This is a genomic window from Adlercreutzia sp. ZJ473 (assembly GCF_013185065.1).
GTDB lineage: Bacteria > Actinomycetota > Coriobacteriia > Coriobacteriales > Eggerthellaceae > CAAEEV01.
In genome coordinates this window covers 23,638-39,958 of the sequence record NZ_JAAVTO010000022.1, presented here as the reverse complement: position 1 = coordinate 39,958, position 16,321 = coordinate 23,638, and the positions used below count along the sequence as shown (strand labels likewise).

Genomic DNA, 16,321 nt, shown 5'->3' with positions numbered 1-16,321 from the left:
GGCGGGGGCGCGGCCGGGGAGGGGCCCCGGCGCGCCGTCGGGGAGGGCTACTTCGAGGCCGAGGCGGCGCGGCCGGCCCCGGAGGCGCGGCCGGCCGGGGCGCCCGCGACCAGCCTGTTCGACAGGACCATGAACACGAGCGCGCCCGCCGACACGACGCCTAGGGCCACGAGGACCTCGACGGGGGTCGGCGCGTAGGAGCCGAGCAGCATCCACATGGCCGCGGGGTCCTGCTGCGCGGCGAGGGTGCCGGACGTGACGCCGGGGCCGCCGTAGACGTTGGGGTGGACGAAGCTCGTGAACAGCAGCCACACGCGCTTGCACGCCACGCCCAGCACGACGAGCGCCGAGGCGAGCGCCACCGCGCCGCGCCTCCGGCGGTTCCCCGCAACGGCGAGCACGACGAACGGCACGAGCAGGCCGCCCACGACCTCGAACCAGAAGAACGGGGCCGTGGCGCCGGCGAGCATCTCGGAGAGGGCCACAGCCTCGCCCGCGCCCGGGTAGGCCATCGTGAGCAGCTCGCACGCGATGAGGAACGCGTCGACGGCGACGAACGTGGCCAGCAGCTTGCCGAGCGACGCCATGAGGCCGTCGTCGAGCGCGGCGACGCCGACCTTGTCGAGCAGCAGCAGCGCGAGCAGGAGCAGCGCGAGGCCGGAGTCGAGCGCGGAGGCCACGAAGATCGGCGCCATGACGGCCGTGTACCAGGCGCGCGCGATCTGCAGGCCGAAGATCCACGCCGTCACGCTGTGCACGAGGACGGCCACCGGCAGCGCCACGTAGGACAGCCTGCGGACCTTGTCCTCGTCGCCCCTCTGCATCCAGACGAGGTCGAGGACGTTGATGACGAGGTAGACGGTGATGACGCACATGTCCCACAGCAGGGGCGACAGGGGGTTCGGCCCCGTCAGGATGCGCCACACGCGCGCGATGCCGCCGAGGTCGACGAGCACGAACATGCCGGCGACGCAGATGCACGCCGTCGAGCAGATGACGGCGGGCTTGGCCACGGCCTTGAACCGCTCGACGCCGAACACGTGCGCCGAGCTCGCCACGATGAGGCCGCCGGCCGACAGGCCCACGAACAGCATGAACATGCAGATGTAGAGTCCCCACGAGTTGGCGTTGGACATGCCGGTCACGGCCAGGCCGCACGCCAGCTGGTAGGCCCAGCACGCCGCGCCGACGGCGGCGAGCACGCCGAACACGGCCAGGACGGGCTTTCTAAACGTATTGGTCTTCATGGTTGACACCCCCTAGCTGACGTAGAAGACCTGCGGGCGCGTGCCCTTGTCTTCAAGCAGGATGCGGACAGGTTTCTCGCGCTTGAGCCTCGAGACCTCGGAGCCCGGGTCGTCGAGGTCGCCGAAGACGCGCGCCTTGGTCGGGCAGCAGGCTACGCACATGGGGACGTCGCCGTCGTCCGTGCGCTCCTTGCACAGCGTGCACTTCTCCATGACGCCGCGCGGGCGAACCGGCACGCGCGGATCGCCGTAGTTGAAGTCGGGATCGCGCAGAGGCTCGGCCCAGTTGAACACGCGGGCGTTGTAGGGGCAGGCCGCCATGCACATGCGGCAGCCGATGCACTTGTCGTAGTCGATCTCCACGCGGCCCTTGTCGTCCTTGTAGGTGGCGCCGGTCGGGCACACCTTCTCGCAGGCCGGGTTCTCGCAGTGCTGGCAGGCCAGCGGCAGGAAGGTGCGCGTGAGGTTGGGGTAGGAGCCCACGGCGCCGTTCACGGAGTCGGCCCCTTCGGTGATCACGCGGTTCCACAGCATGCCGGACGGCACGTTGTTCTGCATCTTGCAGGCGTTCGCGCACGTCATGCAGTCAATGCAGCGCGCGGTGTTTATCGCGATAGCCAGTTTCGTCATCTCTTCACCTACGCTTTCCTGATCGCGACGAGCGTGTCGTTGAACGGCGTGACGCCGCCCTTCATGAAGTCGACGCGGCGGTCGGGCATCCAGTCGTTGGTGACGGTCTGGATGTTGCCGCCGTCCATGTTGCGCGACCATGCGCCCTCGGTCGTGCGCACGGATCCCGGGCGCACCGCCTCGTTGGCCACGACCTCGCACTTGAACGAGCCGCGGTCGTTGTAGCACTCGACGAGGTCGCCGTCGGCGATGCCCTCCTCGGCCATGTCGGCTGGGTTCATCTCCACGTGCGCGTCCACGTACTGGTTCATCCACTTGGCGTCGTAGAACATCGAGTGGATGAGGAAGCGGCTGCGCGTCTGCGTGATCTGGTAGGGGTACTCGGCGCGGGCCGGGTTGTCCGCGTAGATCTCGCTGCACTCCTCCCAGGTGGGAAGCGCCTGGTTCCACTTCGCCATCTTCTCGTAGTAGACGTCCAGACGACCCGACTCGGTCTTGTACTTCTGGTCGGCGAACCCGATGCGCGGCTTCTCGATGCCGGCGAGGGGCATGAGGCCGTGGTTCTCCTGGAGCTTGTCGAGCGTGACGCCCTCGAGCGCCTTGGCCGTGTTGTTGTCCACCTGGTAGCGCACCCACTCCTCGGCGGTCTGCGGCATGGCGTCGTCAAGGCCGACCGCGCGTGCGATCTCCAGCATGATCTGGAAGTCGGTCTTGCTCTCGAAGAGCGGGTCGAGGCCGCGTCCCACCGTCATGATGTGGTTGGAGGCGCACTTCACGTCGCCCACCTCCTCGGGGCACTCGAACTTCGTGCATGCCGGCAGCACGATGTCGGCGAACCGAGCGCTCTCGCAGTCGTAGATGTCGATCTCCAGCACGAAGTCGAGCGTCTTCAGCCACTCCGCGGTGAGGTTCATGTTGGCGAAGAACTGCTGCAGCGTGTTGCCCACCGAGATGACCGCGTGCACGTCGTTCTCCTGCGTGCGGAAGTCGTAGGCGAACATCGGGAGCGTGTTGGCCTTCATCGAGGCATCGGGGAACTTCCACGAGGCCAGCGAGGCGCTGTGGCCGCGGCCGCCGTTCAAGCTGCCCACGGCCTTGCCCGGGCCGCCGATGTTGCCGGTCAGCGCCACCAGGACGGCGACCGCGTGCCCCAGCACGTCGGCGTTGCTGTACTTGTCCGAGCCGCCCATGCCGAGGCCCAGCATGGAGGCGCCGCTCGACGCGTAGCGCTCGGCGATGTAGGCGAGGTCGTCGACGGAGATGCCGGTCCTCTCGGACGCCCAGTCCAGCGTGTACGCCTTCTGGCTCTCCTTCAGCTGGTCGAACACCGTGGCGTAGCCGCTCGACGCGGGCGCCGAGAGCGCCGGCTCGGCAGCGGCGTCGTCGTAGACCTTCGGCCCGTTGGTCTTGGAGTCCCACACCACGAAGGGGTCGAACTCCTTGACCTTCTTGGTCTTCGCGTCCTCGACCTGGCGCGGGGCCTCGCCGGAGACCTCATGCCAGCGCAGAAGCGAGCCGTCGGCCTTCACCAGGTAGGGCATCGAGCTGTGTGCGCGCATGAACTCCTCGTCGTACAGCTCGTTGTCCAGGATGTGGCTGATCATGCCCAGGTACATCGCCGCGTCGGCGCCCGGCGTGATGGGGATCCACTTGCTCGCGATGCCCGCCGTGGTGGAGAAGTGCGGGTCGACCACCACGACCTCGGCGCCGGCTTCGATGGCGTCGAGGAGGTTGCGCGCCTGCATCATGCACGTCTCGGCGAAGTTGTGGCCGTTGATCATGATGAACTTCGAGTTGACCATGTCGCGCGTCTCGTTCGTGCCCGGGTAGAAGCCGCTCTGGCCGGTGGCGGGGTCGAGGCCGTTGCCGATGCCGATGTCGATGCCCGGCTCGACGTAGGTCGAGGCCGAGAGCAGGCCGGCGAGCAGGCCGAAGCGCGGCTCGCTGGAAAGCGACACGTACACGCTCTCCTTGCCGTGCTGATCCCAGACGGCCTTCAGCTTCTCGCCGACCTCCTTCATGGCCTCGTCCCAGGTGATGGCCTCGAACGAGCCCTCGCCGCGCTCGCCTACGCGGCGCAGCGGCGTCTGCAGGCGCGTGTCGCCGTAGATGTGCTGGATCTCGGACATGCCGCGGGCGCAGCACATCGAGTACTCCTCGTCAAGCATGTCGTTGGGCTCCACCTTGCACAGGCGCCCGTCGCGCATGGTGCACTTCAAGCTGCAGTTGCCGGTGCACAGCGTCTGGTGGAACGTGTAGAAGGTGCGCTCCTCCGACTCGGCGTGCGCCGTCGTCGGCGCGAACCAGGAGCCGGCGCCGAACATGCCGCCCGATGCGGCGCCTATGGCGCCTGCGACGGCTGCGGCCTTCATGAAGCCGCGGCGCGACATCGTCGTCGCGCTTGCGAGTGAACTGCGTTTGGTTTCGTTCATGAAATCCCTCCTCTTCTCGTCATTCACCCAACGAGCAGGGTAAAATGAATCTGCCCGCTCAAAAACGGACAGATTGCGTAATGTAAATGCGGGCAGAGTGAGGTTCAAGATGAGCGCGAAGAGGAAGGCGGAAGTGCTCCTGCAGCTTGACGAGACGGCGAGGGCACCGCTTTACCAGCAGATATACGAGCAGATCCGAGACGCCGTCATGTCAGGCAGGCTCGTCCAAGGCGACCGGCTCGTCTCCATCCGCAAGCTCTCCTCGGACCTGGGCGTGTCGCACACGACCGTCGAGCAAGCCTACCTGCAGCTCACGACCGAGGGGCTCGTCGCCAACGTGCCGCGCTCGGGGTACGTCGTCGAGCACGTCGACTCCGACTACTTCAAGCTGGAGCGCGCGTCAGGCGAGGAGGAGGTGCGCAAGCTCGCCGAGACCCGCGACCGCGAGGCGTTCTTCGCGGAGAACCGCAGCGGCGGCGAGATGCGCTACGACTTCTCCTACGCCAACCTGCAGCCCGACTCCTTCCCCGTGCGCACCTGGCGGCAGCTCCTCGACGAGGTCCTGTACGCCAAGACGGCCCCCGAGTTCGCCCGCTACGCCTACACCGACGAGGTGGGCTCGCTTCAGGCGGAGCTGGCGCGGCTGCTCCGCCGGACGCGCGGCGTGGACTGCTCCCCCGAGCAGGTCGTCGTGCAGGCGGGGACGGGCGAGGCGCTCACGATGATCATGCAGCTCTTCAACCGCGCGACCGACGTCATCGGCATGGAGGACCCGGGCTACGCCACCGTGCGCGAGGTGGCGCGCCGCCAGGACTTCTCCTTGGTCCCGCTGCCCTCCGACCAGGGCGTCGAGGCATTCCTCGCAGCCGTCGAGCGGCATTGTCCCACCGTCGTGTTCTGCACCCCCTCGCACCAGTTCCCCACGGGGCTGCTCCTGCCCCTCGACGCGCGCACGCGGCTGCTCAAGTGGGCCGAGGAGCATGACGCCTACATCATCGAGGACGACAGCTGCAACGAGTTCCGCTACTCCACGCGCCCCGTCCCGTCGCTGCAGTCGCTCGACGCCTACGGGAGGGTCATCTACCTGTGCAACGTGTCGAAGGTGCTCTCGCCGAGCCTGCGCATCGCCTACGCGGTGCTGCCGCCGCGGCTGCTCGAGCGCTACTGGGACCTGTTCAACTACGCGCACCCCTCCGTCTCGTGGCTCAACCAGGAGACGCTCGCCCGGTTCATCGCCCAGGGGCACTGGGACGCCCACGTGCGCAAGACGGCGAAGGGCAACCGCCGCCGGCACGACGAGCTCCTGCGCTGCCTGCGCGCCGAGATGGGCGGCGTCCTGGACATCTCGGGCACCGACACGGGCATGCACCTGTACGTGACCGTTCACAATGGCATGAGCGAGCAGCAGCTGATCGACGCCGCGCTCGCGCAGGGCGTCAAGGTGTACGGCACCGCCCGCATGCGCTTCCCCAGCACCGCGCCCACGAGCAGCGTGATGATCGGCTTCTCCGCCATAGCGTTCGAGGACATCGAGCCGGGCGTGAGGGCCCTGCGCCGCGCCTGGCTCGGCGACTGAGCCGCCGGGCGGCTGACGCCCGCTGGGCGGCTGTCACCCGCTGGACGGCTTTGCCAACTGGGCAGTTGTCGCCCGCTGGACGCGGGAGCTCCCGGCAATCCCCCGGCATCTCCGCCATGCCAGACCAGGCAAACTCAGGTTACGGGGCGCCTCAAGCTCGGCAGCGCTTCATCTTGCGGCTGCAGACCGCGCGGTAGTACAGCACCGCGCAGAACGCCACGACGGCGCACGAGAGGTACATGGCCTGGTACCCGAAGCCCGACAGGACGAACCCCCATATGAACGGGCCGATGCCGCACCCGCCGTCGCAGAGCAGGAAGAAGGTGGAGATGGTGCGCGAGGTGTCGTTGCCGGTGGCGAGCCTTATGGCGGCGGCCTGCCCCACCGACATGCTCGTGCCAAAGCCCGTCGCCATGAACACGCCGCACGCGAGGAGCATCGCGGGGGAGCTGACGAACGCGGCGAGCAGCAGCCCCACGCCCATCGACGCGATGGAGGGATAGAGCACGCAGTTCTCGCCGTAGCGGTCTTGCAGGCGCCCCGTGAACAGCCGCGTTACCAGCAAGGTCACCGAGTAGACCAGAAAGACGAACGGGGCGTACACGCCCATACCCAAGTCGATGGCGTAGCTGTTGATGAACGCGTTGATCGACGAGTACGAAAACGCCACCAGGAGCATGAACACCGAGAAGGTGAAGGTCGAGGTGTCGATGAAAGACGCGAGGCCCCGCTTCGGCTCCGATGCTGAAGGGGCGCTTCCCTCTGAGGCGCACGCCCCCTCCGGGCGGCCAGACGCCCCTTCCGAGCGGTCGGACGCCTTCACGGGAACGGTGACCAGGAGCGCTACGGCCGACAACGCGATGCACAAGACGAAGAGGAGCGAGTAGTCGAACCCCAGCGCCGTCAGCACCGACATGAGGGGTCCGATGCCCAAGCCGAGGGAGCTCGAGAGCATGAAGTACCCCGTGCCCTCGCCAAGGCGCTCCGCCGGCAGGGCGCTCACGGCCAAGGCCGGCATCACGGTGTTCGCCACGCCGAACGATATGCCGTGGACAAGCCGCACGGCTATGAGAAAGCCTATCCCCCAGCCGTCCGCCAAGTAGAGCACGCACATGAGCACTTGGACGACGAGCGCGACGAGCGCCATGCGCTTCATCCCGAGGCCCTGCGCGTATCTGCCGCTCAAGATGCGCCCGATCACGCCTCCGACCAAGAACACCGAGGCAGCCAGCCCCGCGAGGGAGGACTCCACGCCGAACGAGCTCGCCGCGTAATAGGCCATGGTGGTCAGCAGCAGAAAGTAGACGGCCATCACGATGAAGTTGCCGACGAACAGCAACACGAAATCGCGCGTGACTATGCGCGTTGGAGATTGGGACATGTTGATCCTTGCAAGTAGCCGAACGAGAAAACAAAAGGCTCCGCGACACGCATGCAGGGCTCAGGCAGACAGGCCACGTCATCTTGCCTTCGCCCTGCACGCAATGCCCTAGGGAGCTGAAATCCGCACGGATTGGGGAATCCGCAAAGGGAGGGAGAGAGGGATTCCCCATCCGCAAGAGAGGGGAATTACGCAGTTGCCGTCAGCGAATCCTCGGAAGAACCTGAAGGAGCCTCGCTCTTGCCGCCTGCCGAAGCAGCCGTCTCCTTCTTGAACATGAGGTTCTGCGCTATCACGTAGAAGATGATGGCGCCGACGCTGACGGCGCCAAGGGCGATGAGGATCTCCGGCAGCGTCGGGCAGTAAGAGCCGAAGAGCGACCACATCTCCCCGCCGCCGTTCTGAGCCGCGAAGGTTCCAAGGGACATCCCGGGCGCGCCCTCGACGTTGGGAATCACGAACGAGGTGAGGAGCAGCCATATGCGCTTGCAGAACACGCCGAGTATGACGAGCGCGCTCGAAGCAACGACAAGGCTCGTCTTCTCGCGGTTCTTCGCGAAGACGAGGATGCAGAACGGAACGACGAGGCCGCCGATCACCTCGAACCAGAAGAACGGCGCAGTCGGGCCCGTTGCCATGATCGCAAGCGTCTCCGCCCCGGCGGCGCCAGGATAGGCCATGGTGAGCACTTCGCACCCGATGAAGAACGCGTCGACCGCGATGCAGGTCGCAAGAAGGCCCGCAAGCGTAGAGAAGAGCTTCTGGTCCACGTCGAACTTGCCGGCCTTCCTCAAGCCTGCGAGAACGCAGAGCAAGAGGGCCAGACCCGAGTCCATGGCGCTCGCCACGAAAATCGGAGCGAGGACGGCCGTGTACCAACCCTCCTTCGCGATCTGCAGGCCGAAAATCCAAGCGGTGACGCTGTGGACGAGGATCGCGATGGGCAGCGCGAAGCGGCTGACGATGGCGACCTTGCGCTCGGCGCCCTCCTTCTTCGAGCTCATGAACACCAGATAGATGATGTTGATGACGAGGTAGAGCGTGATCACGCACATGTCCCACAAAAGCGGGCTCGTGGGATTGGGGCTTACGAGCATCCACCACACGCGCTGGATGCCGCCGACGTCGATGAGCACGAACATGCCGGCCACGCAGATGCAGGCCGTGGAGAGAATCACCGCCGGCATGGCCACTGCCTTGAAGCGCTCGATATGGAACACGCTGGCAGAGCTTGCCACGATGAGGCCGCCGGCCGAGAGGCCGACGAACAGCATGAACATCATGATGTAAAGGCCCCACGAGTTGGCGTTGGACATGCCCGTTATGCCAAGGCCCGAAGCCAGCTGGTATATCCAGCAGCCGATGCCGACGAGCGCCAGCGCCACGAGCGCTACGAAGGCAGGTTTCTTCAACAAAGCTGTCATCTTGCTATCTCCTTACCTTCCCTATTTGTAGTAGCGCACTTGCGGCTTGGTTCCGAAGTGCTCTTCCAGCACCTTCGCAGTGCCGAGCCTTGCTATCTTCGAGATCTCGGAGTTCGGGTCATCCAGGTCTCCGTACACGCGGGCCCCCACCGGACAGCACTTCACGCACATGGGCTCCTCGTCCCTGTCCGTGCGCTCCTTGCAAAGCGTGCACTTCTCCGCGACTCCCTTGGGGCGCAGGGGAACGTCCTTGTCGCCATAGGCGAAGTCAGGGTCGCGCACGGGCTCGGCCCAGTTGAACACGCGGGCGTTGTAGGGGCAGGCCGCCATGCACATGCGGCAGCCGATGCACTTGTCGTAGTCGATCTCCACGCGGCCCTTGTCGTCCTTGTAGGTGGCGCCAGTCGGGCACACCCTCTGGCAGGCCGGGTTCTCGCAGTGCTGGCAGGCCAGCGGCGTATAGGTCCTGCGCAGATCGGGGTACTCGCCTTCGGCGCTGTCCGCCACCTCGGAATTGTTGGTCAGCACCCTGTTCCAGAGCATTCCCGACGGGATTCTGTTCTGCATCTTGCACGAGACAGAGCAGGTGTTGCAGCCGACGCAACGGCTTTGATTGATCGCAATGCCAAGCTTCGTCATGATCTCACCTAAGCTTTCTCTACTTCGACCTTGGTATCCATGAAGGGGATGATCGGGCCGTACTTCCTGTCACGCTGACGATCGACCAGCTTGTCGTTCGTAAGGCTTTGGAAGTTCCCCTCTATCGTCTGGCTCGGCCACCAGCCTTCCTGGATGGAGATCTGCCCCGGGCGCATGTCTTTCGCCACCTGGGCTACGAACTTGACCGATCCGCGGTCGTTGTAGACGCGTACGACATCGCCGGTTTTGATGCCGCGAGCTTCCGCGTCCTTCGGGTTGATCCTTATCGCGGGCTCCCCGTTGACGTCCTTGATCCAATGGGTTCCGGCAAACTGCGAGTGAACGCGATTTCTGGACCTGACCTGACCGTACTGCAGCGGATACTTCGATGCGACCTCTTCGCTCGTGATCTCCTCGCAGTCCTCGTGAACGGGCAGCGCCTGGCCGTGCTTGGCCATCGACGGGTGGAATACCTCCAAGCGGCCCGATGCCGTGGGGAACTTCAGATCAGCGTAGTTGACCACGGGCTTAGGGGAGACGGCTAGAGGCTGAATGCCGTTGTTCTGCTTCAGGGTGTCCACCGTGATTCCCTTCCACGGATCCTTCGCCCCCGACAGCAGCGCGTTCACCAACTCCTCGGGATCCTTCGGGATGTAGTCGCCGAACCCGAGGTACTCGCACAGCATGCGCTCGACCTCGAAGTCGGTGTGGGAGTCGAACAGAGGCTCGATGACCTTCTCGGCCAGAACGGCATGGTCCCTCCTGTTCTGCAAACCGCGAACGTCGTACTCGGACTCAAACCCCGTGGTTGTCGGAAGGACGATGTCGGCATAGTCAACGCTCGGACAATGGTAGGGGTTCATGCACACCACGAAGTCGAGCGACTTCACCCACTTGTCAGTGGCTTCGCTGTTGGCGAAGAGCTGGTTGATCGGGTTGCCGATGCCGAACAGAACCCTCACGGGGCTCTCCTCCTGGGTGAAGGTCGCGGCGCTCTGCGGCAGCTTGGAGACTTTGAACTGCTCGGGCAGCTTCCATTTGCCCATGGCGGCTGGATGGTTGAGGGGAACGATTCCCTCGCCGAACCCCGTGCCGGGACGACCGATGTGGCCGGTCAGCGACACCAGCAGGGACATGCCATGGCCGGTGATGTCCGAGTTGGGGTACTTGTCCGCCCCGCCCATCCCGTAGCTCAGCACGGCGCTTCCCGCGGTGGCGTACTTCTCCGCCAGCTTCTTGATGTCTTCCGCGGGGATCTCCGTTATCTCCGCAGCCCATTCCGGCGTAGCGCCCTCGTACGTCTCCTTGGCCAGCTGCATGACCGTCTTGTAGGTCTTGCCGTCTACAACGACCTCCTTGAAGAGCTCCGGCGCAGCCCCGCTGTTATAGGGAGCGACCGCGTTAGCTGCCGAATCCCAGACCATGAAGGGGTTCACGTCGCCCTTCACGACGTTTCCGGCTTCATCCTTCGTCTCCGGCGTAGCCCGCAGGTAAGTGCCTGCCTCCACGTCGACCAAGAACGGGAACGCCGTATGCTCAAGAACGAACTCTTCGTTGTACAGGCCGTTCTCTATGATGTGATGGATCGAGGCGGTGATGAGCGCCGGGTCGGTGCCCGGCTTGATGGGAATCCACCAATCGGCATGCTGAGCGGTCGTCGTGTATCGAGGATCCACGACGATGAGCTCCGAGCCGGCCTCCTTCGCCTCCAGAACATAGCGGACGCTGTGAAGCCGTGATTCTGCCGGGTTATGACCCACCAGCACCATGACGTCGGAGTCTTTCCACGTGCGGACATCGGAGCTTTGCGGAACCACAGGCGCGTAATTGCCCGTCGTGTCGTCGTACCCGTTGCCGATGCCGCAGTCGATTCCACCTCCCGCAGGATGAGCGCGCCTCGCGGGCGTTCCCAGCAAGGTGGGAAGCCACCTGATGCCGTCGTCGGTGTTCGCACTTGAAGACGAGTAGAAGCACACCGACTTGGGGCCATGCTCTTCGATTGCCTTCTTCAGGCTATCCCCCACCGTAGAGATGGCCTCATCCCACGTTATGGCGACGAACTTCCCTTCTCCACGTTCGCCAGCCCTCTTCAGCGGGGTCTGCAAGCGATCCTCGCTGTAGATGCGGTTGATCTCGCTGATGCCCTTGAGGCATATCGTCGCAAGGCGCGGATCATTCCACCCCTGGTTCGGCTCGATCTTTACCAGCTTGCCGCCTCTCGTGGTGCATTCCAATGCGCAGGCCGGGTTTCCGCAGTTGGCACAATGATACGTGAAGGACTTCTCCTCTTGCTCGGAATCGACGTCATCCGCCAACGCCTCACGGGGAGACAGCCAACCAGAGGCCGAGAGCATGCCCGCTCCGGCACATGCAGCTCCCATGGTTGCCGCGCCTTTCATGAAGTTCCGCCTTGACATGTTTCGGACAAGGACGGAATTTTCATTTCCTTTGTTCTCCATAACCTCTCCTCCCAATAATGACCATTTCTTTATGCCTAAAGTTTGTTCGGCACAAAACGGACAGGTATGGGAGAATTGATACGGACAGATGGGGTTGAGGCCTTCGGCGGACGCTCTGGGTTAACGCTATCGGCCTTCGGCGCAGGCGCCTTCGGGCGGTCGCCTGAGAGCAGCCCGCAGAGCTGTTCTCCTGACGGCGTTCGGCCTCACGGCTCGAATCCCCTGAGAGGCCCCCGGAAATGAGAAGCGCCCCGGAGTCCGAGGCGCTTGGAATGACGTGGTGGAGATGATGGGATTCGAACCCACGACCCCCACGTTGCGAACGTGATGCTCTCCCAGCTGAGCTACATCCCCACGTGCGTGGCGCAGCGCTTTCGCGTCATGCGCAAGGCAGTATTTTGATGCTTGCGCGCGCTTTTGTCAATGAAAAACTTGCGTTCACATTTTGAACACGTCCCGCCGCGCCTTCGTCCGAAGCCGAGCCCGAAGCCGCAAGCAGGGGAGACGCAGAGGCGCCCGCGCAACCATCGGGCTGCGCGGGCGCCTCGTTCTCGCGAGAGATGCCTGCTAGATCAGCACGCGCTCCTCGACGGGGACCTCCTCCTCGGCGGCGATCTCCTCGATGAAGGGCGCGAACAGAGGCTCGCCGTTCTGGGAGAGCTCGACCATGCCGGTGAGCACGTCGACGTACTGGTAGGACTGACGCGCCGTGCGACCGCGCTTGCGGTCGACCTCCATGATGAACAGCTGCGGGTGAACCTGGGTCAGAACGCCTTCGCTCTCGACGATCTTGGAGCGGCCCATGTTGGCGCGGACCTTGAGTCGTTGACCAACAAAGTCGTTGAGGGTATCATGAATAGAGTCAACGATTTTCGCTTGCTTAGCCAAATCCATGCTCGAAACATCCTATCGTATGTTGCAGATACAGATAACAGCTGCACATTGTACCACGTCTGTCAAGAGAACGTTAGATGCGCACCAACTATCCGCAGTTCGGGCGGTCTGACGCGCCGTCGGCCCAACCTTCCGCGCGTGCCCGCGCGTCCGTTTGCGCCGCCTTCCACCTGCCCCTCGCGGCATCTGGCCTTTTCGTTTCACCCCCGCCCCTCCCCTTCGCCTAGGATGAACTCGTTCCCTCACGCTCATGCGCGCTGCGCACTCACCTGGCGCGCTCGTCCACAAGGAGGCCCCATGGGATTTCTCGAAGGTAAGACCGCCATCATCACCGGCGCCGGCTTCGCGGCGCTCAAGGACGGATCGGCCGGCTCCATCGGCTACGGCATCGCCACGGCCTACGCCAAGGAAGGCGCGAACCTGGTGATCACCGGCCGCAACGTGAAGAAGCTCGAAGCCGCCAAGGAGCGTCTCGAGGCCGAGCACGGCATCCAGGTCCTCATCATGGCCGCCGACGTGAACGCCGGCGCCGACAACAAGGCCGTCACGCAGGGCGTCGTCGACGCGGCCATCGAGAAGTTCGGGCGCATCGACGTGCTCGTGAACAACGCGCAGGCGTCCGCCTCGGGCGTCACGCTCGCCGACCACACCCCCGAGCAGTTCGACCTGGCCATCTACTCGGGCCTCTACGCCACCTTCTACTACATGCAGGCGTGCTACCCGCATCTGAAGGAGACGAAGGGCTCGGTCATCAACTTCGCCTCCGGCGCGGGCCTGTTCGGCAACTTCGGCCAGTGCGCCTACGCGGCCGCCAAGGAGGGCATCCGCGGCCTGACGCGCGTGGCCGCCACCGAGTGGGGCCCCGACGGCATCAACGTGAACGTGGTGTGCCCGCTGGCGTGGACCGCGGCGCTCGAGAACTTCAAGGACGCCTACCCCGAGGCGTTCGAGGCCAACGTGCACATGCCCCCCATGGGCCACTACGGCAACGTGGAGACCGAGATCGGCCGCGTGGTGGTGCAGCTCGCCAGCCCCGACTTCAAGTTCATGAGCGGCGAGACCATCACGCTCGAGGGCGGCATGGGCCAGCGCCCGTAAGCGCCTGGGCCTGCAGCCACTCGACTGCCGTTCGCTCCCGCAAGCGACCAGCCCGGCCCACGCCCGCACCTGCGGGCCGCCCGCTCCCGCCCGCGGGCGCGGGCGGCCCGTACAATTCGATACCCCCCGACGCGACCCGCTGACGGATGCCCCGCATCATCGGCGGGTCGCGTTGCGTCTGGGAGCGGAAATCCCTCAAGAACATTGACGTTTTCCCGATTTACGTAAACGGATTGACGGATCGCCGAATCTGTCGATTGACGATCTGTCAACAAGCGACGTATGGTGTCCGCAGCACGACGAAACACCTGCAAAACCAGGATGCCCGCAAAGAGCGGGCATCCGCGCGGACGTTCCGCGCAACGCCGCCAGACGGTAGGATCGGGGCTTCGCCATGCTGCTGGACGCGCGCAAACCAGCCGTTGAAGGAGGGCCTATGCACTCGCAGGAAAACGAAGCAGCACGCGCTTCCCATCCCCCGACGCGCAGAGGCGCAAACGTGCGCGAGCGGCGCGAGGAGATCATCGACGCCGCCCGCAGCCTGTACGAGGAGAAAGGACTGTCCCGCACTTCGATCCAGGACATCACCAAGCGAGTCGGCGTCACGCGCTCGCTGTTCTACCACTACTTCCCCAACAAGGAAGCCGTCACGTCAGCCGTGCTCGACACGTACGTCGCCGACTTCATCGAGGCCGTGCACTACTGGGACGCCCAGCGCACGGTCGGCGAGATCGAGGACGCCCTCACCAGCGTGGTGCGCCTGCTGCGGCTCGCGCTGTTCGAGAACGACTCGTTCCGCATCGCGCTGGCCTCGAAGGAGAACGCGTCGCTCTACATCGAGTTCATCAACCGCGTGGCCGACCGCGTGGCGCGCTTCATGGAGAGCCACACCGTGCGCGACTACGAGGCGCTGCACGAGCTGCGCATCACGCACGTGTACGAGACGTTCTACGTGCTGCTCATCGGGGTGACGGCCTTCCTGCGCCGCAACCCCGACGTGAGCGACGAGGTGATCAAGGACCTCATCGCACAGACGCTGCACATGGACCGCTGAGGCGCGGGAGCAGCTGCAAGGCTCAGACGGAAGCGAGGGAGCGGACGCAAAGGGCAGCTGCAAGGCTCAGACGGAAGCGAGGGTGTCAGACGCGGGGAGGGGCGGCTTGAAGCCGCCCGAGGGCTGGAGTCGAAGCGCGGGGCAACCTGCCTCGCAAACCCAAAGGAGGGGTTCTCATGTTGTTTGACGTATACGGCGACCAAGCCTTATACCAATGGGCCGGGATGATCGTCGTCCTCGTCGCGCTCATCCTGCTGAACGAGTTCGAGCGGCGCACGAAGGTCGGCGGCCTGACCGTGTTCGTGGGCCTGTGCGGCGCCATGACGGTGTACTGCCTCGTCGTGGAGATCAGCGCGGCGATGGGCGCCGAGTGGGCGCTTGCCAACCCCACGCACACCGACATGAACGGCTGGTTCCACTACGCGAAGGTGTACGCCGCCACCGCGGGCTGCATCGGCTTCATGATGCTGAAGTACTCGTGGACCAAGATCGGCCGCTCGCAGTGGTTCAAGTACTTCCCGTTCGTCATCGTGGCCATCAACATCCTGATCGCCGTGGTGAGCGACTTCGAGAGCGCCGTGCGCGCGTTCGGCACCACCTGGGTGTCCCCCGAGGGCGTCCTGCTCTACGGCGGCTGGCACAACGTGCTCAACGGCATCGCCGGCATCCTGAACATCGCCTGCATGACCGGATGGCTCGGCATCTACATCTCCAAGGACCGCAAGGACATGCTGTGGCCCGACATGACGTGGGTCTTCATCATCGCCTACGACCTGTGGAACTTCTGCTACACCTACAACTGCCTGCCGACGCACTCCTGGTACTGCGGCGTCGCCCTGCTGCTCGCCCCCACCATCGCCTGCTTCCTGTGGAACAGGGGCGGCTGGATCCAGAACCGCGCGTTCACGCTGGCAACCTGGTGCATGTTCTGCCAGGTGTTCCCGATGTTCGCGAACGACTCCATCTTCGCCGCGCAGTCGGTGAACAACCCCGACGTGAACCTCGCCGTCTCCGCCGTGGCCCTGGCCGCCAACGTGGCCGCGCTCGCCTACATCCTGTACCGCGCGAAGAAGCTCGGCGTGAACCCGTGGCTCAAGGAGGTCTTCGTGGGCACGAGGGACTTCGAGCACGCCATGGCGCGCCGCGAGTCCGCCGAGCGCCTGCTGGCAACCGCCCCGAAGTCGGCGACGCCCGAGGAGCTCGCCCGTCTCGAGGCCGCGCACCGGTAGCAAGCCGACAGCGCACCGCAAGCACCCCCTCGGAGAGCCCGCCCCCAGGCAGGCTCTCCGCGTTTTGGGGCCGCGACGCCTTCTGACGGCGGCTCGGCAGAGCGTCAAAGGTGACTAACAAGGCTCTCACCTGGGGTGTTGGTTTTCTTTCGAAGACGTTGTGGGGAAAGGGCGCAGCGGACGTGGAGAATGGATGCGCAAGACGTGGGGGTTGGGTGCATCGGATGTGGACAGCTCGCACAGATTGAGGCGATTTCC

General features: G+C 64.8%; 12 protein-coding genes and 1 tRNA gene. 4 read left to right on the top strand and 9 right to left on the bottom strand.

Annotated elements, in window-relative coordinates; all coding sequences use genetic code 11:
* Positions 1–47 precede the first annotated feature (47 nt).
* From nrfD (HRL41_RS05915) to HRL41_RS05905, 3 genes are read right to left on the bottom strand one after another with little or no spacing between them, the layout of a single operon-like run.
* Entirely contained in the window at positions 48–1,247 is a 1,200-nt protein-coding gene (nrfD, locus tag HRL41_RS05915) for an NrfD/PsrC family molybdoenzyme membrane anchor subunit (RefSeq protein ID WP_172135963.1), read from the bottom strand.
* 12 nt (positions 1,248–1,259) lie between these two features.
* Positions 1,260–1,877 (bottom strand): 4Fe-4S dicluster domain-containing protein, encoded by a 618-nt coding sequence (locus HRL41_RS05910; protein WP_172135962.1) that lies wholly within the window; start codon positions 1,875–1,877, stop codon positions 1,260–1,262.
* An 8-nt stretch (positions 1,878–1,885) separates the two neighbouring features.
* A complete protein-coding gene (locus tag HRL41_RS05905) occupies positions 1,886–4,309 on the bottom strand; it encodes a molybdopterin-dependent oxidoreductase (RefSeq protein WP_165170218.1) in 2,424 nt (807 codons plus the stop codon).
* A gap of 109 nt (positions 4,310–4,418) precedes the next feature.
* On the opposite strand from HRL41_RS05905, the gene HRL41_RS05900 reads away from it, so the two are divergent.
* A complete protein-coding gene (locus HRL41_RS05900) occupies positions 4,419–5,885 on the top strand; it encodes a PLP-dependent aminotransferase family protein (RefSeq protein ID WP_172135961.1) in 1,467 nt (488 codons plus the stop codon).
* Between the two features lie 151 nt (positions 5,886–6,036).
* Here the strand turns inward: HRL41_RS05900 and HRL41_RS05895 are convergent, their stop codons facing one another.
* The 6 genes from HRL41_RS05895 to HRL41_RS05870 all read right to left on the bottom strand — a co-directional run bounded on the left by HRL41_RS05895 (position 6,037) and on the right by HRL41_RS05870 (position 12,682).
* Positions 6,037–7,266 (bottom strand): MFS transporter, encoded by a 1,230-nt coding sequence (locus tag HRL41_RS05895; protein ID WP_172135960.1) that lies wholly within the window; start codon positions 7,264–7,266, stop codon positions 6,037–6,039.
* Positions 7,267–7,454: 188 nt separating this feature from the next.
* Positions 7,455–8,690 carry an NrfD/PsrC family molybdoenzyme membrane anchor subunit gene (nrfD, locus tag HRL41_RS05890; protein ID WP_172135959.1) on the bottom strand — a complete coding sequence of 412 codons (1,236 nt, stop codon included), beginning with the start codon at positions 8,688–8,690 and terminating at the stop codon, positions 7,455–7,457.
* A gap of 21 nt (positions 8,691–8,711) precedes the next feature.
* Positions 8,712–9,329: a 4Fe-4S dicluster domain-containing protein gene (locus HRL41_RS05885; protein ID WP_172135958.1), complete on the bottom strand. Its 618-nt coding sequence runs from the start codon at positions 9,327–9,329 to the stop codon at positions 8,712–8,714.
* A gap of 8 nt (positions 9,330–9,337) precedes the next feature.
* Positions 9,338–11,746 (bottom strand): molybdopterin-dependent oxidoreductase, encoded by a 2,409-nt coding sequence (locus HRL41_RS05880; RefSeq protein WP_256368291.1) that lies wholly within the window; start codon positions 11,744–11,746, stop codon positions 9,338–9,340.
* A gap of 320 nt (positions 11,747–12,066) precedes the next feature.
* Positions 12,067–12,142 (bottom strand) — tRNA-Ala (locus HRL41_RS05875).
* A 213-nt stretch (positions 12,143–12,355) separates the two neighbouring features.
* On the bottom strand, positions 12,356–12,682 hold the full coding sequence (locus tag HRL41_RS05870) for a Veg family protein (protein ID WP_172135956.1): 327 nt from the start codon (positions 12,680–12,682) through the stop codon (positions 12,356–12,358).
* Positions 12,683–12,979: 297 nt separating this feature from the next.
* Here HRL41_RS05870 and HRL41_RS05865 point away from each other — a divergent pair, with 297 nt between their 5' ends.
* From HRL41_RS05865 to HRL41_RS05855, 3 genes are all read left to right on the top strand, one after another.
* A complete protein-coding gene (locus HRL41_RS05865) occupies positions 12,980–13,780 on the top strand; it encodes an SDR family NAD(P)-dependent oxidoreductase (protein ID WP_172135955.1) in 801 nt (266 codons plus the stop codon).
* A gap of 499 nt (positions 13,781–14,279) precedes the next feature.
* A complete protein-coding gene (locus HRL41_RS05860) occupies positions 14,280–14,834 on the top strand; it encodes a TetR/AcrR family transcriptional regulator (RefSeq protein ID WP_371808806.1) in 555 nt (184 codons plus the stop codon).
* A 176-nt stretch (positions 14,835–15,010) separates the two neighbouring features.
* Positions 15,011–16,063: a DUF5692 family protein gene (locus HRL41_RS05855; RefSeq protein ID WP_172135953.1), complete on the top strand. Its 1,053-nt coding sequence runs from the start codon at positions 15,011–15,013 to the stop codon at positions 16,061–16,063.
* The last annotated feature ends 258 nt before the right edge of the window (positions 16,064–16,321 follow it).